Below are 23,551 nucleotides of genomic sequence, written 5' to 3' on the forward strand. Positions count from 1 at the left end.
CAGACACCCTCGCCGCCGTCCACACCCGTTCAACCGGTGGTACCGAGGGGTTTTCTATTGGGGAACGATCGTTCCGGTACGATGAGGTGGTGATCGGTGGCCCGGTTCGACCAGGCATTCAAGGACGAGGTACGCGCCAAGAACGACATCGTGGAAGTGATCTCGGCGTATGTGAAGCTTGAGCGCAGGGGCAACCGGTACGTGGGGCTTTGTCCCTTCCACAGCGAGAAGACGCCTTCGTTCCACGTCGTTCCCGACGGGCAGTTTTACCACTGCTTCGGCTGCAAGGCCAGCGGTGACGTGTTTTCCTTCCTGATGGAGCGGGAGCATCTCACCTTCTACGAGGCGGTCGTGCAGCTCGCCAAGAGGGCGGGCATCCCCCTTCCCCGGGAGGAGCGGACGCCGGAACAGGAGCGGGCCTATCGCGAGCGCCGGGACATGTACGCCGCGCTCGACCTGGCGGCCCGCTTTTATCAGCACCAGCTCTTCTCGCCGGCCGGCAAGGCGGGGTTGGACTACCTCGTCGGGCGCGGGCTGACGGAGGAGACGATTCGCCGCTTCCGGCTCGGCTGGGCCCCGGGCCGCGGCCTGCTCTACCGCGCCTTGCGCGACCGCTTCCCGCCGCAGATCCTCCAGCGCGCGGGACTGATCATGCCCCGGCGGGACGGCCAGGGCTTCATGGACGCCTTCTACGAGCGGGTTATGTTCCCCATCACCGACCTGGCCGGCCGGGTGATTGGGTTCGGCGGGCGCATTCTCAGCGGAGAGGGCGCGAAGTACAAGAACACGGCGGAGACCCCGCTCTTCGTGAAGCGGCACGTCCTCTTCGGATTGGATCAGGCCAAAGAGGCGATGCGCGCGAGGAATCAGGCGATCCTCGTAGAAGGTTACATGGACGTCATCATGCCCCATCAGGCGGGGATCAAGAACGTCGTCGCCCCGCTGGGCACCGCCCTGACGGACGAGCAGAGCCGGGTCATCCGGCAGCAGGCGCAGCAGGTCATTGTCGCCTTCGACATGGACACCGCCGGTCAGATGGCCACCCTGCGCGGTCTGCAGAAGCTGTACGACAGCGGCTGTGACGTGAGGGTCCTGCAGCTTCCGGAGGGGAAGGATCCCGACGAGTTCATCCGCACCCACGGAGGGGCGGCATTCGTCGAACGAATCGAGCAGGCTGTGCCGCTGATCGAGTTCCGGCTGGGCCTCGCGCTGCCCCGCGCGGGCCGGCCGACCCCGGAGGAGATGGCCCGGGCGGTGGAGTCGGTGGCCCAGGTCCTGGCGGACGTGCGCAACGAGGTGCTGCGGGAGGCGTACGTGGACCAGGTGGCCGACCGGCTTGCGGGCGACAATCCGCTGGCGAAGCCCGATCTGAAGCTCGCGATCGATCGCCAGATGAACCGCCTGCTGCGGCGGGGGTTCCAGCATAATCTGCCAGATTCCAGGAATAATAGAAGAGGTCCGGGAGAACCTGCCTCGCCCGGACCGCCGCGTCATCGCACAGCTCAGGCCCCGGTTACGCTGGCGGAGGGGGCGCGCAGGGCTGAGCGCGCGCTGCTGTACTTATTGTTGGAACACCCCGGGCTGCTCCGCCTCGTGGAGCCGGAGTTGGGGGAAGAGCCCTTCTCGGACCCCCATCATCAGCAGGTTTACGCTGCGTGGCGGCTGGTTCTGGCTGAGGGAGACCCCCTGGCGGGCGGCGATGTGATCGCCCGCCTGTTAGATCGCCTGCCTGATCCGGAGGTCAGACGGGTGCTGACCGAAATGGCAGCCAAACCGAGGCTGACCGCCGATCCGGAAAAGGAAGCGGCAGACTGCATCGAGAAGATAAGGAAGCATAGAGATTCGAGGAGAATAGAGGACTTGACGAATCAGATCAAAGCTGCGGAATCAGCGGGGCAGAAAGTGGACCCGGCCATCGTGCGAGAGTTGACGGAGCTGATTCGCAAGCACAAACCGTCCCGGTCCTGAGGCGGCTGCGGAAGGGGGGGTAGTCATCATGGAGTCCAAGGAAACGAAAGTGCAGAACGCCCGCGAACTGGTCAAGCAGCTGATTGCGAAGGGCAAGCGCAAGGGGAGCCTGAGCCACGACGAGGTGGCGGATTCCCTCCAGGGGCTCGAGCTGGACGCGGAACAGATGGAGGCCATCTTCGACAGGCTGACGGAGGCGGGCATCAAGCTGCAGGGCGACCGCCCCGACGACGATTCGGAGGAGCCGGGCGAGGGCGAGGCAGACGTGGAGGCCCTTGAGGTGGCTGTACCTCCGGTGGAAGACGGGGAGCCGGATGACGACGCCGCAGCCGACGAGGACCTCTCCGTTCCCGAAGGGATTGCCATCGATGACCCGGTCCGCATGTACCTGAAGGAGATCGGGCGCGTGCCGCTGCTCACGGCGGAAGAGGAGATCATGTATGCCGAGCGCATCGAGCAGGGCGACGAGGAGGCCAAGCGCAAGCTGGCCGAGGCGAACCTGCGCCTGGTGGTCTCCATTGCGAAGCGCTATGTGGGCCGGGGCATGCAGTTCCTCGACCTGATTCAGGAGGGCAATCTCGGCCTGATCAAGGCCGTTGAGAAGTTCGATCACCGGAAGGGCTTCAAGTTCTCCACCTACGCGACGTGGTGGATTCGCCAGGCGATCACCCGCGCGATCGCCGATCAGGCGCGGACCATCCGCATTCCGGTGCATATGGTCGAGACGATCAACAAGCTGATCCGGGTCACCCGCCAGCTCGTGCAGGAGCTGGGGCGCGAGCCGACCCCCGAGGAGATCGCCGCGCACATGGATATCCCGGTGGAGCGGGTCAGGGAGATCCAGAAGATCGCGCAGGAGCCGGTGTCGCTGGAGACGCCGATCGGCGAGGAGGAGGACTCGCACCTGGGCGACTTCATCGAGGACCAGGATGCGCCAGCTCCGGCTGAAGCGGCCTCATTTACTCTCTTGAAGGAGCAGCTCGAGGAGGTCCTCGAATCGCTGACCCCCCGGGAGGAGAAGGTGCTCCGCCTGCGTTTCGGCCTGGACGACGGGCGCGCCCGCACCCTGGAGGAGGTCGGCCAGGTGTTCGGGGTGACGCGCGAGCGGATCCGGCAGATTGAGGCCAAGGCCCTCAGGAAGCTGCGCCACCCGAGCCGCTCGAAGAAGCTGAAGGATTACTTGGAGTAAGTGACCGGGCGCGGTGTCAGCGAGGCCCGGGGCGAATAGTAGTAGATGGGATGTAAAGGAGCCGGGGGTTGTCCCCCGGCTCTCGCATATTCTGCGCCGTCACCGTTCCGCCGCCCGGGAAGCCCGGGCGGCGAGCGGCCCGGCGGAAGGCAGCCGGCAGAGGGCACGGCCACGCCCCGCCCCCGCGTGCACCATGCGGGGAGGTGGGGCGACTTTCTTTCCGCTTCCTGGTCGCTGACAATTGACAACCGACAACTTATGGGTGTAACATCAAGTTGTCGGTTTGTGTTTTCGCAAAGGGGTGAGACGATGGCGTTGATAGAGATTCGGGACTTGACCAAGATCTTCGGCCCCCGGCCTCAGGAAGCTCTGGCCCTGGTACGCCAGGGGCTTTCCAAAGAGGAGGTAATGGCGCAGACGGGCCACGCGGTCGGTCTGCTGAACGTGTCGCTCTCCATCGAGGCGGGCGAGGTCTTCGTGATCATGGGCCTCTCCGGCAGCGGGAAGTCGACGCTGGTCCGCTGCCTGAACCGGCTGATCGAGCCGACGGCCGGGCAGGTGCTGCTGGAAGGGCGGGACATCCTGGCCCTGGACGAGCGGGGCCTGCGGGAGCTCCGGCAGAAGCGGATGGCGATGGTCTTCCAGCGGTTCGGGCTCCTGCCGCACCGGACGGTGCTGGAGAACGTGGCCTACGGCCTGGAGGTTCAGGGCGTGCCGAAGGCGGTGCGGGAGGAGAAGGCCCGCAAGTGGCTGGAGACGGTGGGGCTCACGGGCTGGGAGCGCAGCTATCCCAGCCAGCTGAGCGGCGGGATGCAGCAGCGGGTCGGCATCGCCCGCGCCCTGTGCAACGACCCCGACATCCTGCTGATGGATGAGCCGTTCAGCGCCCTGGATCCCCTGATCCGGCGGGAGATGCAGTCGGAGCTGCTTGAGCTGCAGACCCGGCTGAACAAGACCATCATCTTCATCACCCACGACCTCGATGAGGCGCTGCGCCTCGGCGACCGTATCGCCATCCTGAAGGATGGCCAGGTGGTGCAGGTGGGCACGTCCGAGGAGATCCTCACCCACCCGGCGGACGACTACGTGGCCGACTTCACGCGCGACGTGAACCGGAGCCGGGTGCTGACCGCCCGCTCGGTCATGCAGAAGCCCAGGGTGGCTGTGGTGGGCCGGGACGGGCCGCGCGGCGCCCTGAAGCTGATGCAGGAGCAGGGCCTGTCCAGCGTCTTTGTCGTGGACCGGGAGCACCGGCTGGTGGGGCTCTTGCTGGCGGAGGTCGCCATCGGCGCGGCGCAGCAGGGCGAGACCAGCCTGAACGACCTGATCACCCGCGACGTGCCGACGACGAAGCCCGACACGCTCCTGGAAGCCCTCATCCCCATCGCGGCGAGCCACCGCTGGCCCATCGCCGTGCTGGACGAGGAGCGGCGGCTCCTGGGCATCATCCCCCGGGTGGCGGTGCTGGCGGGTCTGGCCGGGCGAACCGAGGCGGAAGCCCCCCGCCAGGCGGGCTGATGTGAGGAAGAGTCATTTTCTGGGAGGTCTGAGCATGGCAAAGCAGCGCGTTTGGCGCGTTCTGACGGCGGTTGCCCTGGCGGGGGTGCTGCTGACCGCGGCCGGCTGCGGCGGCACCAGCAGCAGCCCCGGCGGCGGCGACGGCCCATCCGGCGGGCAGAAGCAGGTGATCCGGCTCGGCGACATGCAGTGGGAGTCGCTCTGGATCAACAACGCCATTGCCGGCTTCATCATCGAGAAGGGTTACGGCTATCCGGTGGAGACCGTGGAGGTCACCACCCCGATCATGCAGCTCTCGCTGGTACGGGGCGATCTGGATGTGGCCATGGAGGTCTGGACCGGCAACATGGTCGACTGGTACCACGAGGTGGTCGAGAAGGGGCAGATGCTCGACCTCGGCAAGGTCATGGACCGCACCACCCAGGGCTGGTACGTGCCCGCCTACGTGGTGCACGGCGACCCCGAGCGGGGCATCGAGCCCATGGCGCCCGATCTCAGGTCCGTGGAGGACCTGAAGCGGTACGCCCACCTCTTCGCAGACCCTGAGGAGCCCAGCAAGGGCCGGTTCCTCAACTGCATCACGGGATGGGACTGCGCGAACGTCAACCGGGTGAAGCTGCACGCTTACGGCCTGGCGGACCTGTACAACGTGCAGGAGCCCGGCACCTCCGGCGCCCTGGATGCCGCGATCGCCGGCGCCTACCAGCGGGGCGAACCCCTGCTCACCTACTACTGGGAGCCCACGTGGCTGATGGGCGCTCTCGACATGGTCCTGCTGGAGGAGCCGCCCTACACCGAGGAGTGCTGGGCGCTGGTGCGCAGGGGCATGGCCGGGGAGATCCCGCTGGAGCAGACGTCTCCTGAGGCCGGCTGCGCCTGGGAGGACGCGCCGGTCATCAAGGGCGTGCACCCCTCGCTGAAGGAGCGGGCCCCCGAGGTGGTCGCGTTCCTGGAGCGCATGATGATTCCCACCGATGAGCTGAACAAGATCTCGCACTACATGGAGGCAAACGACGTGGAGGCCGACGCGGCGGCCCTGTGGTTCTTCGCCAACTACCAGGATCTGTGGCGCAGCTGGGTGCCCGACGATGTGGCCGGGCGGTTGGAGCAGGCGCTGTCAGCCGCCGGCGTGAGCCTGTAGTCGGCCCTCTCGCGCAAAGGCAGGTGATACGACGTGTTCCCTCAGAGCTTCAAACTGCCCCTGGCGGACTGGGTGGATAAGGGCGTGGCCTGGCTGGTGGAGGTGGGCGGTCCCTTCTTCGACTGGCTGGGGCGCATGCTGCTGAAGCCGCTGGTGGGGCTGGAGAACTTCTTGCTGTGGCTGCCCTGGTGGGCGCTGCTGCTGGCCGTCGCGGCGGTGGCCTGGCGGACCGCCGGGTGGAAGCTGGCCCTGGGTTCTGCGATCGGTCTCGCCTTCATCGGGACGCTTGGGCTGTGGACCCACGCGATGCGGACGCTCACGCTGGTGATCGCGGGCACCGCCCTGGCGGTGATCGTGGCCATCCCCACCGGCATCGCCATGTCCCGCAGCGACCGGCTGGAGCGGGCCATCCGCCCGCTGCTGGACCTGATGCAGACCCTGCCCAGCTTCGTCTACCTTGTACCGATCCTGATGCTCTTCGGCATGGGCAAGGTGCCCGCCGTGCTGGCGACCTTCATCTACGCCGTTCCGCCGGCGATCCGCCTGACCAACCTGGGCATCCGCCAGGTGCCGGCAGACGTGATCGAGGCGGCGAAGGCGTTCGGCACCACCTCCGGGCAGATGCTGCTGAAGGTGCAGTTGCCTCTGGCCATGCCCACCATCATGGCGGGCATCAACCAGACGGTGATGATGGCCCTGTCGATGGTGGTCATCGCCTCGATGATCGGCGCGGCCGGGCTGGGCACGGAGGTGCTGAACGGCATCGCCCGCATCGAGACGGGACGGAGCTTCGCCGGAGGAATCTCCATCGTCATCCTGGCCATCATCATCGACCGGGTGACGCAGGGGCTGTCGAAGTCGCAGCCGCAGACATCCGGATAGTGCTCGCTTGGAAAGGCGCCGGCCTGGACGAGGCCGGCGCTTCACATTGCCCGCAACGGCCACCCTGCCGATCGCGCACGCGCCCCCGCCCCGGAGGCGCCGCCGGCGGCCCCTGATATGCAGGGGGAGGCCCCACCTGCGATGCCCTGCGGCGACGGCGGTGGAGGAGGACGTTCTGGTGACCGGACTGGACCAGCCCTGGGCGGGTGCGTGGTCGCCCTCAGGGCGCCGGGTGCTCCTCAGGTCGGGCCGGCTCATCTATCTGCTGGACCTTGCGGAGCCGTCGCTGGAGCGCATACCGGGTGTTGGACCGTGGGAACCCGTCTTATGGTCCGAGATGGAGTTGCTCTGGATGGACGAGGATGGCCGGGTCCTGCTCCGGAACCTGGAAACCGGTGAGGACTGGCCCATACACGACTTCGGAGGCCCCGTGTCTCACTACATCCGGCCCGGCGACACCCACTACGTCGTCAACCGGGAAAGGGGCGCGGTGACGCCGGGCTACCACTTCGGCACTATCGTCGCGGGCGAGTTGGGGGGCGATGATGAGCAGGTGCTCATCGAGACCGGCCACCTGATCGGCCGCATGGCCAGCGGCCAGGTGCTGGCGGTGGAGGGGTTGCGGGGCCGGGCGCTCAGCCCCTGCCCCACCCGCCTCACCATCGGTCCCGGTCCCGTCCTGGCCTGGCCTCGATCCCGACAAGCGCCCGTTTGGTTCGGCGGAACGGTCGGGTTTGTGCGGCGGAGCGTCGCCTTCGGCGTACAAACGGTTGTGGAGGTGGGGCAGTGACGGGGCCGCGCATCTGGCCGCGGAATTGGGCCCTCTGGCCGCCGCTCAGCGGACGGGGATAAGTCAACTTATTATACTAACAACATGAAAAACTGGCTGAAAGGGCGGTGGTATTGCCGATGCTCACCTTGGAAGGCGTTTCGATTCGGGGCGTCCTGGGCGACCGGTATGCCGAGGTGCTCACCCCCGAAGCGCAGACGTTCCTCGTCCAGCTGCACCGCCGGTTCGCAGCCAGGCGCAAGGAGCTGCTCGAGCTGCGACAGGAGCGGCAGGAGCGGCTGGACCGGGGAGAGTGGCCCGACTTCCTCCCCGAGACCCGGCACATCCGCGAGGCTGACTGGCAGGTCGCGCCTTACCCCCCTGACCTTGCCGACCGGCGGGTGGAGATTACGGGTCCCGTGGACCGCAAGATGATGATCAACGCCCTCAACTCGGGGGCCCGGGTGTTCATGGCTGACTTCGAGGATGCCAATACCCCCACCTGGGCCAACGTGATCGAGGGGCAGATCAACCTGATCGACGCCGTGAACGGCACGATCACCTACACCAACCCCGACGGCCGGGAGTACCGGTTGAAGGAGAAGGTGGCGACGCTCTTTGTGCGGCCCCGGGGCTGGCATCTGCCCGAGCGGCACATCGTCATCGACGGGGAGCCGGCCTCGGGCAGTCTGGTGGACTTCGGCCTCTACTTCTTCCACAACGCCCGGCGGCTGCTGGAGAAGGGGAGCGGTCCCTACTTCTATCTGCCAAAGCTGGAAAGCCACCTGGAGGCCCGGCTCTGGAACGACGTCTTCTGCTTCGCGCAGGACTACCTGGACATCCCCCGCGGCACCATCAAGGCGACGGTGCTGATCGAGACCATTCTCGGCGCCTTCGAGATGGATGAGATCCTCTGGGAGCTGCGGGAGCACTCGGTTGGCCTGAATGCGGGGCGCTGGGACTATATCTTCAGTTGCATCAAGAAGTTCCGGAACCGGCCCGAGGTCCGCTTCCCCGACCGCAGCGCGGTGACGATGACGGTTCCTTTCATGCGGGCCTACACCGAGCTGCTGGTTAAGACCTGCCACCGGCGCGGCACGTTTGCCATGGGCGGCATGGCGGCGTTCATCCCCAGCCGCCGGGACCCGCGGGTGAACGCAGTCGCCCTGGAGAAGGTGCGGCAGGACAAGGTGCGGGAGGCCGGCGACGGCTTCGACGGCACGTGGGTGGCGCACCCGGATCTGGTGCCCGTGGCCACCGCCGTCTTCGACGAGGTGCTGGGCGAGAGGCCGAACCAGATCGACCGGCAGCGGCCCGACGTCCAGGTTACCGCCCGGGATCTGCTGAACTTCGCAGCCACGCCGGGTGCGATCACCGAGGAAGGTCTGCGGCTCAACCTGAACGTGGGGATTCAGTATATCGAGTCGTGGCTGCGGGGCATGGGGGCCGCGGCGATTCACAACCTGATGGAGGACGCCGCCACGGCCGAGATCTCCCGGTCGCAGGTGTGGCAGTGGCTGCGCCAGGGAGCGACGTTGCAGGACGGGCGCAAGGTGACGCCGGAGTTGGTCCGGGATGTGATCGACGAGGAGATGGAGCGGATTCACCGCGCGGTGGGATCCCGCGCGTTTACGTGCGGGCGCTTCCATACCGCCCGGCAACTGTTCGAGCAGGTGGCGCTGGCGGAGGAGTTTCCGGAGTTCCTGACGCTGCCGGCCTACGACCTGATCTAGACGCAAGATCTTATGGGGAGGTAAAGGGGATGCGTGAGAAGATTCGCCAGCAGGTGGCGGCGCTGGAGCGGGAGTGGGCGACGAACCCGCGCTGGGCGGGTGTGGAGCGGCCGTACTCGGCCGCCGATGTGGTGCGGCTGCGCGGGTCGTTTCAGGTGGAGTACACCCTGGCCCGGCGGGCGGCGGAGAAGCTCTGGCATCTCCTGCACACCGAGGACTACGTCGCCGCCCTGGGAGCCCTCACGGGCAACCAGGCTGTACAGATGGTGAAGGCGGGCCTGAAGGCCATCTACCTCTCCGGCTGGCAGGTGGCGGCCGACGCCAACCTGGCGGGGCAGATGTACCCCGACCAGTCGCTCTACCCCGTGAACTCGGTGCCGGCGGTGGTGCAGCGCATCAACAACGCCCTGCGCCGGGCCGATCAGATCGCCTGGTCGGAGGGGAACGACGAGATCGACTGGATGGTCCCCATCGTCGCCGACGCCGAGGCCGGCTTCGGCGGGCCGCTCAACGCCTTTGAGCTGATGAAGGCGATGATCGAGGCCGGGGCCGCCGGCGTGCACTGGGAGGACCAGCTGGCCTCGGAGAAGAAGTGCGGCCACATGGGCGGCAAGGTGCTGGTGCCTATGAGCCAGCACATCCGGACCCTGGTGGCGGCCCGGCTGGCGGCGGACGTCCTGGGCGTGCCCACCATCGTCGTGGCCCGGACGGATTCCCTGGGCGCGACGCTGCTCACCAGCGACATCGACCCCCGGGACCGGGAGTTCATCACCGGCGAGCGCACGCCCGAGGGGTTCTACAAGGTGCGCAACGGCATCGATGCAGCCATCGCCCGTGGGCTGGCCTACGCACCCTACGCCGACCTCATCTGGTGCGAGACGGCGACCCCCGACCTGGACGAGGCCCGGCAGTTTGCGGAGGGGATCCTCTCCCGGTACCCCAACAAGATGCTGGCCTACAACTGCTCGCCGTCGTTCAACTGGAAGCGGCACCTGGACGACGCCACGATCGCCAAGTTCCAGCGGGAGTTGGGGGCGATGGGATACAAGTTCCAGTTCATCACCCTGGCCGGGTTCCACTCGCTGAACGCGTCGATGTTCGAGCTGGCGAAGGGATACGCCCAGGAGGGCATGACGGCCTACGTGCGGCTGCAGGAGAAGGAGTTCGCCCTGGAGCGGGAGGGCTACACGGCCACCCGGCACCAGCGTGAGGTGGGCACCGGTTACTTCGACGAGGTCGCGCAGGTGATCACGGGCGGCAACTCCTCCACCCTGGCGATGCGGGGGTCGACGGAGGAGGAGCAGTTTACGGTGGCGGATTAGCGCCGCGTCTTCTTGGGGCTCCGGCAGCCGGGTTGGCGCTTCTGCTGCGCGCCTTCGCCCTCGCTGCCGGGGCCCTTTTTGCGCGGGCGTCACGCTGCCGGGTCAGGTAGGCGTTGGTAATAATGTGCACTTTCGTAGAGTGCAGGCGGCACGCGGGGTGCAGCGGTCGCGACGTCGGGAAGGCTTGTGGGACGAGGACTTGAGGAAAGTGCACATTCGTTCCACTGGCAGCTGCGCCGAACGTGGGGTGGGTTGACAGGTAGGTGACGGCGTGGCCAGGTGTCGATATAGCCGGGTATCGGTGGTTCTGGGAAGGCTTCGGCAGACTGGCGTGCCTGGGCGCTGGTAACAATGTGCACTTTCGTAGAGTACAGGCGGCATGCGGGATACAGCGGTCGCGACGGCGGGAAGGCTTGTGGGACGAGGACTGGGGGAAAGTGCACATTCGCTCCAGTGGCGGTTATCCCAGGGGTGAAGCGGGGTTGGTGGCCGGTTTCGGTGCAACCGAGCGCGAGTCTGTGGGGGAAGGCCGCGGCGGACTGACTTGACTTGGCGCTGGCAACAAAGTGCACTTTCGTAGAGTACAGGCGGCATGAGGGATGCGGATGTCGCGACGTCGGGAAGGCTTGTGGGACGAGGACTTGAGGAAAGCGCACATTCGTTCTGGAGGAGATTACCCCGGGATGTGCGGTCGGGGTTGGTGGCAGGTGTCGGCGCAACTCAGCGCGAGTGTGTGGGGGAAAGCCGCGGTGGACTGATTTGACTTGGCGCTGGTAACAATGTGCACTTTCGTAGAGTACAGGCGGCATGAGGGATGTGGATGTCGCGGCGTCGGGAAGGCCCGTGGGACAAGGACTTGAGGAAAGTGCACGTTAGTTCCAGTGATCGTTGCCCCGTGCGGTGAGGCGGGGATTGGGGTAGGTATCAGCATTACTGGCAAACCTGTTTCCGGGGAACGGCCTGGTGAGGCGCCCGCACTCGGCTCTGCCGACCTCGCCTGGATTGTGCTGGAGTCTGCGGAAGGTGTAAACTTCTAGTTGACTTTATCCCGCTATCAGGGTAAAATACGAACGTCGTTGATTCCGGCGTAGCTCAGCGGTAGAGCGTCCGGCTGTTAACCGGAGGGTCGTAGGTTCGAATCCTACCGCCGGAGCCAGTTGCGTACAGGCGGGATTCCCGCCTGTTTTTGTCTGCCTGCCGGGCTGCTCTTGTGAAACGCCGCCGTGTCGCGTAAAATGCTGTATGCGGGCCCTTAGCTCAGCGGTCAGAGCTGCCGGCTCATAACCGGTTGGTCGTAGGTTCGAATCCTACAGGGCCCACCAAATTTATTATCGACAGGCCCTCCATCCGCCGGATGGAGGGCCGCTCTGCATGTGCGCCCGGCCGGGCGAAACGGTGTGGGACGGGAACCCCGGGTTGGACGGTGGCCCGAGCCGGCACCAGTGGAGCAGGACCGGGAGCGAGAACGAGTGTAGCCGGGGCGCTGCAGAGCCGAGAACGAGTGGAGCGAGAGGAGCCTCAGTGAGAGCGACTGGAGCGGGATGCGGGCGGAGGGTCAACAGGTGGAGAGAGTGTGGGTGGAGGGCGTGGGTGGAGAGTGAGTGGAGAGTGAGTGGAGAGTGAGTGGAGAGTGGGTGGAGTGTGGGTGGAGAGAATAGGTGGAGAGAGTGGGTAGGGAGAGTGGGTAGGGAGGGTGGAGGGCGAGAGGGGGACGAGAGAATGGGTGGTGCGAGATCGGGTGGAGCGAGGGCGACTCGAGCGAGAGCAAGTGACAAGGATGAGGCGTGCTCCGCAAGGCTGGATTAGAGACTACAAATATCATATACTTAATGACATAAGGCATTCTGAGTCCGACGCTCTGTCAGGCTTCCATCGAGCCGGGCAGGGCTCGTCCGTTCTTGGGCCGATTATCGCAGATCATTTGGAGGAATAAAGTACAAATGCAACAAGCGCAAGAGGTCAACCTCGGTTCCGGCAGCGTGGGCAGACTGCTGCTCTCGCTGTCGGTACCGGCCATCACCGCACAGGTCATCAACGCACTCTACAACATCGTCGACCGCATCTACATCGGCCACCTGCCAGAAGTGGGTCCGCAGGCCCTGACGGGCGTTGGCGTCACGATGCCCGTCATCATGACCGTGGCCGCGTTTGCTGCCCTGGTCGGCATGGGCGGAGCCCCCGGGCTTCCATCGCGCTGGGCCAGCGGGACAAGGCGCGGGCGGAGGAGATCCTGGGCAACTGCGCCGCCGCGCTGGGGGCGATCGCCCTCATCGTCACCGCCGTCCTGCTCCTGTACGGGCGGCCCATCCTCATGCTGTTCGGCGCCAGCCAGAACACCATCGGTTTCGCCCTGGATTACCTGAACATCTACGCGCTGGGCACCCTGTTCGTCCAGCTGGCCCTGGGGCTTAACGCCTTTATCACCGCGCAGGGTTACGCCAAGGTCAGCATGTACACCGTGCTGATTGGGGCGGTGCTGAACATCGTTTTGGACCCCATCTTCATGTTCGTGCTGGGCATGGGGGTGAAGGGGGCAGCGATCGCCACCGTGATCTCCCAGGGCGTCTCCGCCCTCTGGGTGGTGCGCTTCCTCACTTCGAAGAGAAGCTTCCTCCGGATTCGACGCCGCTGGCTGAGGCTCCGGCCGCAGGTCATCCTTCCCTGTCTCGCGCTAGGCTTCTCCCCCTTCGTGATCCAGTTTACCGAGGGCGTCATCACGGTCACCTTCAACACCGCCCTCCTGAGGTACGGCGGCGACCTTGCCGTGGGCGGCATGACCATCCTCGCCAGCGTCATGCAGTTCGCACTGCTGCCACTGATCGGCCTGACCCAGGGCGCCCAGCCGATCGTCAGCTACAACCTGGGGGCCGTGAAGCCCGATCGGGTGCGTGAGGCGGTGCGCCTCCTGCTCACCGTGTCCTTCATCTACACGGCGGTCCTGTGGACGATCTGCATGTTCGCGCCGCGGCTGCTGATCACGCTCTTTACCAAGGACCCTGCGCTGACGGCGTTCACCGAGCGCGCGCTCAGGGTCTACATGTTCGGCACTCTACCCTTCGGGTTGCAGATCGCGTGCCAGCAGGTGTTCATCGCGCTGGGCAACGCCCGCATCTCGTCGTTTCTCGCGCTCCTGCGCAAGGTGTTCCTGCTGATTCCGCTGATCTTCATCCTCCCGCAGTTCATGGCCGACCGCGTCTTCGCCGTCTTCCTGGCCGAGCCAGTGGCCGACCTGATCGCTGTGGTCCTGACGACGGCGACCTTCGCCGTTGACTTCCGCCGGGCGCTCCACGGGATGGAGGAGCAGGTGCAGCCAGGCAGAGCGCGGGCGGCGTGAGGAGGGAACCCGCCGCCGGCAGTAGAACGATTCAGAGCAGAGGCTGAAGGCGCGGCACAGCGACCTTCAGATCGGCTGCATCGGGCCGGACGGGCGGCTTCCGGATTGGCTGTAGCGGGCCGAGCGGCGGCTTCCGGATCAGCCGCAGCGGGCCGGACGGCGGCTTCTGGATGGGCCGTAGCGGAGGAGGGTGCGCGGGAGATCGGCGTGTAGGAGGTGCCCTATGAACACCGAACGCGAACTGCTGGAGCCTGTTCTGCTCTGTGACCCCGGCGGCCGGCTCAACCCCGACGCGGTGGGCTGGTCCCGCAGGCCCCTGCACCAGTGCAACCTCAGGGGACACTGGCTGCGCAAGAAGCGCTGGAATTACTGGGCCATCACCACCGAGACGCACCTGTTCTCCATGACTGTGACCGATCTGGACTACGCCGGGCTCGGCTTTGCCTACTTCCTGGACTTCGAGACCCGGGAGTTCACCGAGCAGACCGTGCTTCATCCTCTTGGCCGGGGGCTGACCCTCCCCGAGGGCGTGGAGGGGGAGGTGCGTTTCACCGATCGCAGGATGAACATGCTCATGGCCGACGACGGGTCGACCATCCGGCTCACCGCGGAGAGCCCGGACTTCGGCGGGGTGGCGATGCAGGCCGATTTCACCGTTACTCGCCCGGCGGGGCAGGAGTCGGTGAACGTGGTCATTCCCTGGAGCGCCACCCGGTTCCAGTTCACCTCCAAGCAGGAGGCCTTGCCGGCCCAGGGCGAGGTGCGGCTGGGGGAGCGGCGCATCGCCTTCGACGGCTTCGCCTGCCTGGACTTCGGGCGCGGCGTCTGGCCCTACCGGGGCTTCTGGAACTGGGCCGCCGCCTCAGGGGTGCAGGGCGGCCGCACGGTGGGGCTCAACCTGGGCGGTGGCTGGACCGACGGGACCGGCATGAACGAGAACGGTTTCGTGGTGGACGGCCGGGTCACGAAGGTGCACGACGACCTGCGGTTCGAGTACGACCCCGCCAATTTCATGCGTCCCTGGCGCATCCGCACCCGGGAGACCGACCAGGTTGACCTGACGTTTGAGCCGTTCTTCGAGCGGGTGGCGCGCACCGAGGCGGTGATTGTGCGGTCCGAGGTGCACCAGATGATCGGCCGCTTCAGCGGCACGGTGGTGACCGAGGACGGCGAGCGCATCGCCATCGAGCGGATGGTGGGCTGGGCCGAGGAGCACCGCGCGCGCTGGTAGACCGGCGGTGCTGGTCCGCACCCGCCAGCGGACCTCCAGGCGGGTCTGCTTCTTCACCCGGGGCACGGCGACAATGTGATACGGCTGGGTCACCGCCTGCGTGACGGTTTCCCCCGGGCCTGGCCGGAGCTCCAGGGCCGTGACCCTCAGGCTCTCCCCCTGAAGCGCCGCATCGGTGATGTAGAGGCTGTAGCCGCCGGTGGGCCGCTCGCCGGCGAACAGCGCCACCACGGAGGCGCGGCCGAAGTCCACCGGGGGCAGGGCCGGGGGCGGGTCGAAGCGGCTGGCGTGGCGGCGCCAGAGGGCCTCCCACTCGGCCAGGCTCGTGATCAGCGCGGCCTCCTGTGCGGTGATGCCGCTGTGGCTGCCCCGGGCCAGGGTCGTGAACTCGCCGGTGGCGGTGGGCGTCCCGCAGGCCGTCAGCAGGGTGAGCGCGGTCAGCAGGGCCAGCCGGGCGAGCCTGGCCAGCGGGGCCGAGAGCCGGGCCGACGGTCGAACTGCGGGCTGGGCCGAGAACCGGGCCGACGCCCTAACTGCCGACTGGGCCGGCCGCCGTCTGAGGGGCTTCGCCGATCTGTGCACAGCTTGGCCTCCCTCGGTTTTTTGCTCAGCTTTCCCGAAGTTCAGGGCGTCGAACCGGGGGGCTGGGCGAATCCTAACCCAGCGATCGGAGGGCTGCCATCAATATGTTCCAGCTATCCCCCCGCCTGGCCGCCGTGGCCCGTTACGTGCCGGCCGGCCGGACCTTTGCCGACATCGGCACGGATCACGCCTACCTGCCGGTCCATCTCGTGCAGACCGGTCGGGTGCCGCGCGCCGTCGCCGGGGATGTGCTGCCCGGCCCCCTGAAGGCCGCACAGGCCACCGTCGCCGCAGCCGGCCTGGCCGACCGCATCGACGTGCGGCTGGGATCGGGCCTGACGGTGCTGGAGCCGGGCGAGGCGCCGTGCGTCGCAATCTGCGGCATGGGCGGGCCCCTGATCGCGCGCATTCTGGCGGAGGGGCCGCTGACGGGCGTGGAGCGGTTGGTCCTGCAGCCCATGGGCGGGGAGGCTCAGCTGCGCCGCTGGTTGGCAGAGAACGGATGGCGCCTGGTGGCCGAGGAGGTCGTCGAGGACGGCGGCCGGCTTTACCTGGTGCTGGTGGCCGAGCCGGGCGAGATGCGCCTCAGCCGGGTGGAGGAGGAGGTAGGGCCGCTCCTGCTGCGGCAGGGCGGCCCGCTGGTCGTGCGGTACGTGGACGAGAAGCTGGAGCTGGCCCGCCGGGCTCTGGCGGGCGCGGCCCGCTCCGGCCGGCCGGAAGCCCGGGCACGTGCGGCGGAGTTGACCGAGCTGGTTGATAAGCTGTCCGAGGCCCGGCGCACCTGCGCGGGCGACGGCGGAGGGAAGTAGTTGACGGTCGCCGTTGCGCGACGCAGGCGAGGGCGCCGGGGTGGGGGACCAGGCGAGGGCACCGGGGTGGGGGACCAGGCGAGGGCACCGGGGCGAGGGACCAGGTGAGGGTAACGGTTGAGGGAAACAAGTGAGAGAAACAGGTGAGAGAAACAGGTGTGAGAAACAGGTGAGGGAAACAGGTGAGGGAAACAGGTGAGGGACCCGGGTAAGGGTGACAACGGAGGGCCTCAGGTGACGGAAACTGGGAGGTGCTGTCGGATGACAACCGTGGGAACGATTGCGGCTTACATCGAGGAGCTGGCGCCGCTTCACTGGGCGGAGTCGTGGGACAACGTCGGCCTGCAGGTCGGGGACCCGGCCGCGGCCGTGCAGCGCGTGCTCGTCGCGCTGGAGCTGACCGATCCGGTGCTGGAGGAGGCCGAGCAGAGGGCCTGCGAGCTGGTGGTGGTGCACCATCCGCTCATCTTCCGGCCGCTGAAGGCCCTGCGCTCCGACAACCGGGCGGCCCGGCGGCTGTTCCGGCTGATCCGCGGGGGCATCGCCCTCTGCGCCGCGCACACCAACCTCGACCAGGCCCCGGGGATGACCAACGATACCCTGGCCGCGGCGGCGGGGCTCACCGAGCACGAGGTGATCAAGCAGGTCGGCGAGGAGCGCTACGTGAAGCTGGTTGTCTTCGTACCGCAGGGGCATGAGGACACCGTGCGCGACGCCCTTGCCCGCGCGGGCGCCGGCCACATCGGCAATTACAGCCACTGCACCTTCCAGAGCCCCGGCACCGGCACCTTCCTGCCGCTGGAGGGAACCAACCCCTTCCTCGGACAGCAGGGGAAGCTGGAGAAGGCGGATGAGCTGCGGCTGGAGACCATCGTGCCGGAGTCCGCCGCGCAGCGCGCGGTGCGGGCGATGATCGCCGCCCATCCTTACGAGGAAGTCGCTTACGACCTGTACCCGCTGGCCAACCCGGGGAAGGTGCGGGGGCACGGCCGCATCGGGCGGCTGGCCCAGCCGGTCAGCCTCACCGACCTGGCCGGGCGGCTCAAGGGCGCCCTGAAGACGGAGGCGGTGCGCATCGTGGGCGACCCCGCCCGAATGATCACCACCGTGGCGGTGGGGGCCGGCGCAGGCGCGGACCTGATCCGCCCCGCGGCCGCCCGCGGCGCGGACGTCCTGGTCACCGGGGACGTGAAGTACCACGACGCGCAGGACGCGCTCGACCTCGGGCTGGCCGTCATCGATGTCGGCCACTACCACTCGGAGGCCGGGGCCATGGGATCCCTGGCCGCCTACCTGCGGGAGCGGCTGGCGGCCGACGGCCACGCGGTTGAGGTAATGGAAGCCGAGGCCGGCCGCGACCCATTCCAGTTCGTGTAGGAGGAAGGCATGGCCGAAACCATCCTGAAGCTCGATGACGTGGTTGTGCTGCGCCGCACCGACCCCACCGGACCCTTCGGCCTGTGGGGCGCGAGGCCGGTGCGCGCGGTGGACGGCGTCAGCCTCTCCATCGCCCGGGGGGAGACCCTGGGGCTGATGGGCGGCTCGGGCGCGGGGAAGACGACGCTCGCGGAGGCGGCCACCCTTCGCCGGCCCGTGGACCGGGGGTCCGTCTCCGTCCAGGGGCGAGACGTCCGCCGTCTGGACCGCCGGCAGGCGCGCCGCCGGCTGCAGATGGTGCGGCAGGACCCGCGGGAGTCGCTGGTGATGGAGCAGACCGTGCGGGCGCAGCTTGGCCACCTCATCCGCATCCACAACCTGCCCGACGGCGAGGCCCGCATCCGGCGGGCGCTGGAGCAGGTGGGGCTGCCCCCGGCGGAGTTCCTGGAGCGGACCCCGCGCGAGATGTCCGGCGGCCAGCAGCAGCGGCTGGCCATCGCGCGCGCCCTCGTCCTCAACCCGCTGCTGGTGGCCTTGGACGAACCCGTTGCCGGCGTCGACCCCCAGCTGCAGCAGGAGCTCCTCCGGCTGCTGGCCAGGGTCCAGCAGGAGCGGGGCACCGCCTACCTGCTGATCTCCCAGGACGTGCGGGTGATCAGCCGCCTGGCCCACCGGATCGGCGTGATGCACCTGGGCCGGCTCTGCGAGATCGGCCCCGCCGAGCAGGTGCTGCTCGAACCCCGGCATCCCTTCAGCCGCCGCTTCCTCAGCCGGGAGGAGGGGCCCCTGCCGCCGGACGAGGACACCGCCGGGCGGGTTTTCTCCGGCTGCCCCTGGGCCGATCACTGCCCTGCGGCGGTCGAGAAATGTACGAAAGAAAGGCCGGTGGCGCGGGAGATTGCTCCCGGCCACCTGGCCGCCTGCCATGTCCTTTAGCGCCCTCATTCAGCAGGGCTCACGGTTCGAAGCGAATCCGGATCTGCACGATCTCCGAACGGGACCCGACGCGGATCGGCGGCCCCCAGGTGCCCCACCCCTGGGAGACGACGAACTGGGTGCCGCCCTTTTCCAGGTACCCCCAGTCCACCTCGAAGATGCGCGCGGTGAGCAGCCGGCCCGGCCACACCTGCCCCCGGTGGGTGTGGCCGGAGACCTGCAGGTCGACGCCCGCCGCCACCGCCTCGTGCAGCCGGTCGGGTTGGTGGTCCAGCAGCAGGATCGGCCGCGAGCGGTCGATGCCCTGCAGGACGGCATGCAGCGGGGCCGGCCGGCGCGAGCGGTCGTTGCGCCCCACCACGTAGAAGGCGTCGTCCACCGCCACCCACTCGTCCACCAGGAGGTGTATGCCCGCCTCCGCCATGGCCGCCCTGAACTTCGGGAGGTCCTCGGCGCCGGCGTCGTGGTTTCCCAGGACGCTGTACACCCCCAGCGGCGCGTGCAGCCCGCGCAGCGCCGCGGCCATGTCCCGCGCCAGGAAGGGGCGGAAGTCGTCGTCGATGATGTCGCCGGCCAGCAGCACCATGTCCGGTTCGAGCCGGTTGACGTCTGCGACCAGCCTCTCCAGCCGGTCCCTGCCGATGATCAGGCCCAGGTGGGTGTCGGAGACCAGCACGACGTTCAGCTCCCGGTAAGGGACGGCGGGCTTCGGGATGGTCACCTCGTGGCGGGTGATCACGGGCGAGCGCGCGGCCCAGGCGCCGTAGAGCAGCACGGCGGCGAACGCGACGAGGACGGCTGCCCCCGTGCCCTTCACCAGATTGACCTCAGGGAGCACACCCGGAGCCACCAGACGTACGCCGCGGGCCACCAGCCGCACCAGATCAATCAGGAGCAGCGTCGGAAACAGGTACACGTAGGTGGCCATCCACCAGGCTCCGATCCGGGCCAGCCACTCAGAGGCCCAGAGCGGCAGCCACGCCGCGGCCGCGCGTGCAAGCGGGAAGGCCGCGGCCAGGAGCGTGATGGCGACCCAGTACGGCGCCGCCGGAAGCGGCCGGGGCAGTACGGCCGCCAGCCACTGCGCGCCGCGCAGTCCGATGTAGAAGCCGATTCCTCCGTACACTGCGAAAAACAGAGCGACGAACAGGTATAGATACATCGTTCCACTCCCGACTCATCCGCTTGCCGTTTCCCGGTTGTCCTCGGCCAGCGCGGCCTGCAGCGCCGCCAGGTCGCGCGCGCAGCCTTCCATGCGCTGCTGCACCTCGGCCAGCACGGCGGGGTCGCGGGTAAAGCGCGCCGTCTGCGCGGGCACCCCTTCCACGTAGGCGATCAGCCGCTCCAGATCCGACCGCAGCCGCGCGCGGTCGCAGGGGCGACCGTTCCGCACGCGGGCGAGGAGCGCTTCCGACTCGTGCTGCCAGGTCTGAATCGCCTTGCCGGTCCTGGCACGGAAGCCCGACCGGGCCAGCGGGCGCACGAAGGGCGGCAGCCGCTGGAAGTCTGCGGCGATCTCGTCCAGGATGGCCTTCAGCCGCTCCAGGCCCTCGCCGACCTCGGCGGCCAGCGACTGCGTGAGGCCGACCAGCCCCTGCTTGGAGGCCCTGTAGGCGCTGAGGCCCGGCATGGCGTCGGTGGAGACCATGTTCACCAGGGTGCCCTTTTCCGCCGCCCGCAGCTGCGCCAGGAACGCCCGGGTGACGAGGAACGCCCCCCGGAGGTTGACGGCGACGACCCGGTCCCAGAGCGCCGTGCTCATCTGCTCCACGGGCGCGACCGGGCAGAGGATCGCGTTGTTGACGACGATGGAGGCAGCGTCCAACTCCGCGCGCACCGCACGGCTGAGGTGCGCCACCGCGGCCTCGTCGGCGACGTCGGCCCGGAAGAACCGGGCAACCCCGCCTGCCGCCCGGATCTGTTCGGCCGCCTGCTCACCCGCATCCGCCGTGTCGACCACGGCCACCTGCGCGCCCAGGGCCGCCAGCGCGACGGCGGCCGCGCGGCCGATCCCGCGCGATGCGCCGGTCACCACCGCGACGCGGCCGGCCAGCTCCCCGGGCACCGCCCCCACGGCGTCCAGGAGTTGCTGCATCCGAATTCCCTCCCATGGCGGAAAGGATTCGCCCGTCTGCTCCGCAATCCCTTTGTTGCAGGGAGATCGTTCCGGCGGCCGCGGATGCGGACATGCTATGGAAGTGGAGGACGTTTTCACGGTCTGCCCGGTAAGGGGGAGGTGAACGCCATGGTCTACCTGGGCATCGACGTCGGGGGCACGGGCATCAAGGGGGCCATCGTGGATGGGGAAGGCCGCATCCTGCACCGGGCCGAGACGCCCACCCGCGCCGCGGAAGGGAGAGAGGCGGTGCTCGGGCGGATTCGGCAACTGGGCCGGTCGCTGCTGGAGCGGGCGGAGACCCCGGTGGCGGCCTGTGGGGTCGGGTCGCCGGGGCGCATCGACCACCGCCGGGGGCACGTGATCTTCGCGAGCGGAAACCTGCCGGGCTGGAGCGGCACGGACCTGGGGGCGGAGCTGCACCGCGCCTTTGGCGTGCCCGTCGTCGTGGACAACGACGTGAACGCCGCCTCGATGGGCGAGGCCTGGATCGGCGCCGCCCGGGGCGCATCGGATTTTCTCATGCTGACGCTCGGGACCGGCGTGGGCGGCGCCCTCACCGTGCACGGCCGGCTCTTCCGCGGCGCGCGCTGGGGCGCGGGTGAGGTGGGGCACATGGCGCTCTACCCCGGCGGCGAGCCCTGCCCGTGCGGCGGCAGGGGCTGCGCGGAGCGGTATGTGTCGTCCAAGGCGCTCACCCGCCGGGCCAACGAGGGGCTCACCGGGTGGCGGCCGTTTCGCGGCATCCGCGACGTGATCCGCGCCGCGGAGCAGGGCTCCGGCGACCGGCAGCGCGCCGCCCGCCTGGGGGTGGAGCGGTGGACGGATGACCTGGCGCTCTTCCTCATGAACTTGCAGATGGCCTTCGATCCGCAGATGATCGTGGTCGGGGGCGGCATCACGCGGCTGGGCTACTGGTGGGACCGGCTGGTGCAGACCGCCGCGCGGGAGTGCCGGGAGCGGTCGATGTCCATCCGCATCAAGCAGGCGAAGCTGGGGCCGACGGCCGGCGTGGTGGGCGCCGCCCGCCTGGCCATGCTCAGTCGGAGGGGGTAGCCCCCAGCCGGCGGAGGCGGCCCGCAGCCAGGGGAGCTATCCCCCAGCCGCCGGCGGCTTCGGCTGCCCGGACTGCCCCTGCGTGGCCGCGCCGCGGCTGTCGCGCCCGCCCTTCAGCCGCTCCCAGAGCGTACGGTAGACCTGCTCCGTCTCGGCGATGGGCCGCAGGGCGACCCCGCGCTCCCGCTTGGCCGAGCGGATGACGTGCTGCACCTCGGCCTGCGCCTGCTGCAGGGCCGACCGGGCGAGGTCCAGCTCTTCGAGGGTCCGGGCCTCCCGCATCATCTGCCGCGCGGTCTCCACGCGACTCAGGGCCGCCTTCATCAGGGCGTGGTGGTCGGGCGTGCGGAAAGTGGGCTCCGGAGACCGGAAGCCAAGCAGTCCAAGTGCCCTTTGCAGCACGGGAACCCCCCCAATTCACGGTTCACCTGGGGCGTGCACCCCTGTTAGTTATTACGCAGGAAACCAGTAATTGGTTTTCTTTGCGCAGCCCCATTTTGCGCGAAAGTCCGCAACCACTTTTTCAAGCCTGTGATCTGCGGTTCGGTCGGCTGGTATCCTTCATCTGTGGGGACGGCCGGAAGAAGTGGTACGTGGCTGCAGGCATCGGGCGGGGAACCGGGGAAGACGGTATAGATGGGTTGCTCTTAGCTCACCGAAAAGGAAGGGAACAGTCGTGGAGATCAACCGGCTTGTGACAGAGGGAAGGCTGCAGGAGTCGCTGGAGATCGATCAGCTGTCCACCCTGGAGATGGTGCGGATCATCAACGAGCAGGACAAGCAGGTGGCCCTGGCCGTGGAGAAGGAGCTGCCCAACATCGCGCGCGCCGTCGACCTCATCGCCGAGCGCCTGCAGGCCGGCGGCCGTCTCTTCTATGTAGGCGCAGGCACCAGCGGCAGGCTCGGCATTCTCGACGCCTCCGAGATCCCGCCGACCTACGGCGCTCCCCCTGACCTGGTGCAGGGCGTGATCGCCGGCGGCAGGGAGGCGGTCTTCGTGCCGGTGGAGGGCGCCGAGGACTCCCGGGAGCGGGGCGCAGGGGACATTGCCGAACGGGTGCGGGCCGGCGACGTCGTGGTGGGCATCGCCGCGAGCGGGCGCACCCCGTACACGGTGGCGGCGGTGGAAGAGGCCCGGCGCCTGGGGTGCGCGACCGTGGCCGTAACCAACAACCCGGGCTCCGCCCTGGCCGCCGCGGCAGACGTTGCCATCGCGCCCGTGGTGGGGCCCGAGGTGATCATGGGCTCGACCCGCATGAAGGCGGGCACCGCGCAGAAAATGGTGTTGAACATGCTCTCCACCGGCGCGATGATCAGGCTGGGAAAGGTTTACTCCAATCTGATGGTTGACATGCAGGCTTCCAACGAGAAGCTCCGGCAGCGGGCCGTCCGCATGGTGGTCCTGGCCACGGGACGGGACGAGCAGGAGGCCGCCCGGGCGCTGGCGGCGGCCGGCGGCTCGGTGAAGCAGGCCATCGTGGCCCTTCTGGCCGGGGTGGACACGGCGGCTGCGCAGGAGGCCCTGGAGCGCACAGGCGGTTTTGTGCGGCAGGCCATCGCGCTGGCGCAGCGCAAGTAAGCGGGAAGC

The 23,551-nt window shown here is 68.2% G+C and carries 17 protein-coding genes, 2 tRNA genes and 2 pseudogenes; 17 read left to right on the forward strand and 4 right to left on the reverse strand.

Features of this window, described 5'->3' with window-relative positions; all coding sequences use genetic code 11:
• Nucleotides 1-96: 96 nt before the first annotated feature.
• From dnaG to ACZ45O_RS17175, 12 genes and pseudogenes are all read left to right on the forward strand, one after another.
• Entirely contained in the window at nucleotides 97-1,968 is a 1,872-nt protein-coding gene (gene dnaG, locus ACZ45O_RS17120) for a DNA primase (protein WP_464854649.1), read from the forward strand.
• A gap of 28 nt (nucleotides 1,969-1,996) precedes the next feature.
• Complete coding sequence (rpoD, locus tag ACZ45O_RS17125; protein ID WP_464854651.1) at nucleotides 1,997-3,157, forward strand: RNA polymerase sigma factor RpoD; 1,161 nt, start codon at nucleotides 1,997-1,999, stop codon at nucleotides 3,155-3,157.
• A gap of 309 nt (nucleotides 3,158-3,466) precedes the next feature.
• Nucleotides 3,467-4,675, forward strand: a complete 1,209-nt coding sequence (locus ACZ45O_RS17130) for a quaternary amine ABC transporter ATP-binding protein (protein ID WP_464854653.1) — start codon at nucleotides 3,467-3,469, stop codon at nucleotides 4,673-4,675.
• Between the two features lie 34 nt (nucleotides 4,676-4,709).
• The gene (locus ACZ45O_RS17135) at nucleotides 4,710-5,816 is read left to right on the forward strand and encodes an ABC transporter substrate-binding protein (protein ID WP_464854655.1); all 1,107 of its coding nucleotides are present in this window, start codon (nucleotides 4,710-4,712) and stop codon (nucleotides 5,814-5,816) included.
• Nucleotides 5,817-5,888: 72 nt separating this feature from the next.
• Complete coding sequence (locus tag ACZ45O_RS17140) at nucleotides 5,889-6,698, forward strand: ABC transporter permease (protein WP_464854657.1); 810 nt, start codon at nucleotides 5,889-5,891, stop codon at nucleotides 6,696-6,698.
• 178 nt (nucleotides 6,699-6,876) lie between these two features.
• Nucleotides 6,877-7,488: a hypothetical protein gene (locus ACZ45O_RS17145; RefSeq protein WP_464854658.1), complete on the forward strand. Its 612-nt coding sequence runs from the start codon at nucleotides 6,877-6,879 to the stop codon at nucleotides 7,486-7,488.
• 119 nt (nucleotides 7,489-7,607) lie between these two features.
• The gene (gene aceB, locus ACZ45O_RS17150; RefSeq protein ID WP_464854660.1) at nucleotides 7,608-9,200 is read left to right on the forward strand and encodes a malate synthase A; all 1,593 of its coding nucleotides are present in this window, start codon (nucleotides 7,608-7,610) and stop codon (nucleotides 9,198-9,200) included.
• Between the two features lie 29 nt (nucleotides 9,201-9,229).
• On the forward strand, nucleotides 9,230-10,522 hold the full coding sequence (aceA, locus tag ACZ45O_RS17155) for an isocitrate lyase (protein ID WP_464854661.1): 1,293 nt from the start codon (nucleotides 9,230-9,232) through the stop codon (nucleotides 10,520-10,522).
• 1,081 nt (nucleotides 10,523-11,603) lie between these two features.
• A tRNA-Asn gene (locus ACZ45O_RS17160) sits at nucleotides 11,604-11,678 on the forward strand.
• Nucleotides 11,679-11,768: 90 nt separating this feature from the next.
• Nucleotides 11,769-11,844, forward strand: a tRNA-Ile gene (locus ACZ45O_RS17165).
• A gap of 618 nt (nucleotides 11,845-12,462) precedes the next feature.
• Nucleotides 12,463-13,856: pseudogene (locus ACZ45O_RS17170) on the forward strand (MATE family efflux transporter).
• A gap of 223 nt (nucleotides 13,857-14,079) precedes the next feature.
• Nucleotides 14,080-15,087, forward strand: a complete 1,008-nt coding sequence (locus tag ACZ45O_RS17175) for a DUF2804 domain-containing protein (protein ID WP_464854663.1) — start codon at nucleotides 14,080-14,082, stop codon at nucleotides 15,085-15,087.
• A 72-nt stretch (nucleotides 15,088-15,159) separates the two neighbouring features.
• Here the strand turns inward: ACZ45O_RS17175 and ACZ45O_RS17180 are convergent.
• Nucleotides 15,160-15,669: pseudogene (locus tag ACZ45O_RS17180) on the reverse strand (protease complex subunit PrcB family protein); the annotation flags it as partial.
• A gap of 104 nt (nucleotides 15,670-15,773) precedes the next feature.
• Between ACZ45O_RS17180 and ACZ45O_RS17185 the strand changes: the two are divergent.
• The 3 genes from ACZ45O_RS17185 (at nucleotide 15,774) to ACZ45O_RS17195 (ending at nucleotide 18,791) form a co-directional block, all read left to right on the forward strand.
• Entirely contained in the window at nucleotides 15,774-16,478 is a 705-nt protein-coding gene (locus ACZ45O_RS17185; RefSeq protein ID WP_464854665.1) for a tRNA (adenine(22)-N(1))-methyltransferase, read from the forward strand.
• Nucleotides 16,479-16,739: 261 nt separating this feature from the next.
• Nucleotides 16,740-17,855, forward strand: coding sequence for a Nif3-like dinuclear metal center hexameric protein (locus ACZ45O_RS17190; protein ID WP_464854667.1), 1,116 nt, complete (start codon nucleotides 16,740-16,742; stop codon nucleotides 17,853-17,855).
• Nucleotides 17,856-17,864: 9 nt separating this feature from the next.
• On the forward strand, nucleotides 17,865-18,791 hold the full coding sequence (locus ACZ45O_RS17195; RefSeq protein WP_464854669.1) for an oligopeptide/dipeptide ABC transporter ATP-binding protein: 927 nt from the start codon (nucleotides 17,865-17,867) through the stop codon (nucleotides 18,789-18,791).
• 19 nt (nucleotides 18,792-18,810) lie between these two features.
• Here ACZ45O_RS17195 and ACZ45O_RS17200 read toward each other — a convergent pair whose 3' ends face one another.
• Together ACZ45O_RS17200 and ACZ45O_RS17205 are read right to left on the reverse strand one after the other, a co-directional pair.
• Complete coding sequence (locus ACZ45O_RS17200; RefSeq protein WP_464854671.1) at nucleotides 18,811-19,953, reverse strand: metallophosphoesterase; 1,143 nt, start codon at nucleotides 19,951-19,953, stop codon at nucleotides 18,811-18,813.
• Between the two features lie 15 nt (nucleotides 19,954-19,968).
• Nucleotides 19,969-20,886, reverse strand: coding sequence for an SDR family NAD(P)-dependent oxidoreductase (locus ACZ45O_RS17205; RefSeq protein WP_464854673.1), 918 nt, complete (start codon nucleotides 20,884-20,886; stop codon nucleotides 19,969-19,971).
• Between the two features lie 150 nt (nucleotides 20,887-21,036).
• On the opposite strand from ACZ45O_RS17205, the gene ACZ45O_RS17210 reads away from it, so the two are divergent.
• Entirely contained in the window at nucleotides 21,037-21,963 is a 927-nt protein-coding gene (locus tag ACZ45O_RS17210; RefSeq protein ID WP_464854674.1) for an ROK family protein, read from the forward strand.
• 36 nt (nucleotides 21,964-21,999) lie between these two features.
• Here ACZ45O_RS17210 and ACZ45O_RS17215 read toward each other — a convergent pair whose 3' ends face one another.
• On the reverse strand, nucleotides 22,000-22,365 hold the full coding sequence (locus ACZ45O_RS17215; RefSeq protein ID WP_464854676.1) for a hypothetical protein: 366 nt from the start codon (nucleotides 22,363-22,365) through the stop codon (nucleotides 22,000-22,002).
• Between the two features lie 274 nt (nucleotides 22,366-22,639).
• Here ACZ45O_RS17215 and murQ point away from each other — a divergent pair, with 274 nt between their 5' ends.
• The gene (gene murQ, locus ACZ45O_RS17220; RefSeq protein WP_464854677.1) at nucleotides 22,640-23,542 is read left to right on the forward strand and encodes an N-acetylmuramic acid 6-phosphate etherase; all 903 of its coding nucleotides are present in this window, start codon (nucleotides 22,640-22,642) and stop codon (nucleotides 23,540-23,542) included.
• The last annotated feature ends 9 nt before the right edge of the window (nucleotides 23,543-23,551 follow it).

The organism is Symbiobacterium turbinis (assembly GCF_055383075.1).

Bases quoted from the DNA above. Each gene is read 5' to 3' on its own strand.
- ACZ45O_RS17190 (WP_464854667.1), top strand. From the start codon at position 16,740: ATGACAACCGTGGGAACGATTGCGGCTTACATCGAGGAGCTGGCGCCG.
- ACZ45O_RS17210 (WP_464854674.1), top strand. From the start codon at position 21,037: ATGGTCTACCTGGGCATCGACGTCGGGGGCACGGGCATCAAGGGGGCC.
- ACZ45O_RS17175 (WP_464854663.1), top strand. From the start codon at position 14,080: ATGAACACCGAACGCGAACTGCTGGAGCCTGTTCTGCTCTGTGACCCC.
- aceA (WP_464854661.1), top strand. From the start codon at position 9,230: ATGCGTGAGAAGATTCGCCAGCAGGTGGCGGCGCTGGAGCGGGAGTGG.
- aceB (WP_464854660.1), top strand. From the start codon at position 7,608: ATGCTCACCTTGGAAGGCGTTTCGATTCGGGGCGTCCTGGGCGACCGG.
- rpoD (WP_464854651.1), top strand. From the start codon at position 1,997: ATGGAGTCCAAGGAAACGAAAGTGCAGAACGCCCGCGAACTGGTCAAG.
- ACZ45O_RS17185 (WP_464854665.1), top strand. From the start codon at position 15,774: ATGTTCCAGCTATCCCCCCGCCTGGCCGCCGTGGCCCGTTACGTGCCG.
- ACZ45O_RS17130 (WP_464854653.1), top strand. From the start codon at position 3,467: ATGGCGTTGATAGAGATTCGGGACTTGACCAAGATCTTCGGCCCCCGG.
- ACZ45O_RS17200 (WP_464854671.1), bottom strand. From the start codon at position 19,953: ATGTATCTATACCTGTTCGTCGCTCTGTTTTTCGCAGTGTACGGAGGA.
- ACZ45O_RS17135 (WP_464854655.1), top strand. From the start codon at position 4,710: ATGGCAAAGCAGCGCGTTTGGCGCGTTCTGACGGCGGTTGCCCTGGCG.
- ACZ45O_RS17205 (WP_464854673.1), bottom strand. From the start codon at position 20,886: ATGCAGCAACTCCTGGACGCCGTGGGGGCGGTGCCCGGGGAGCTGGCC.
- ACZ45O_RS17195 (WP_464854669.1), top strand. From the start codon at position 17,865: ATGGCCGAAACCATCCTGAAGCTCGATGACGTGGTTGTGCTGCGCCGC.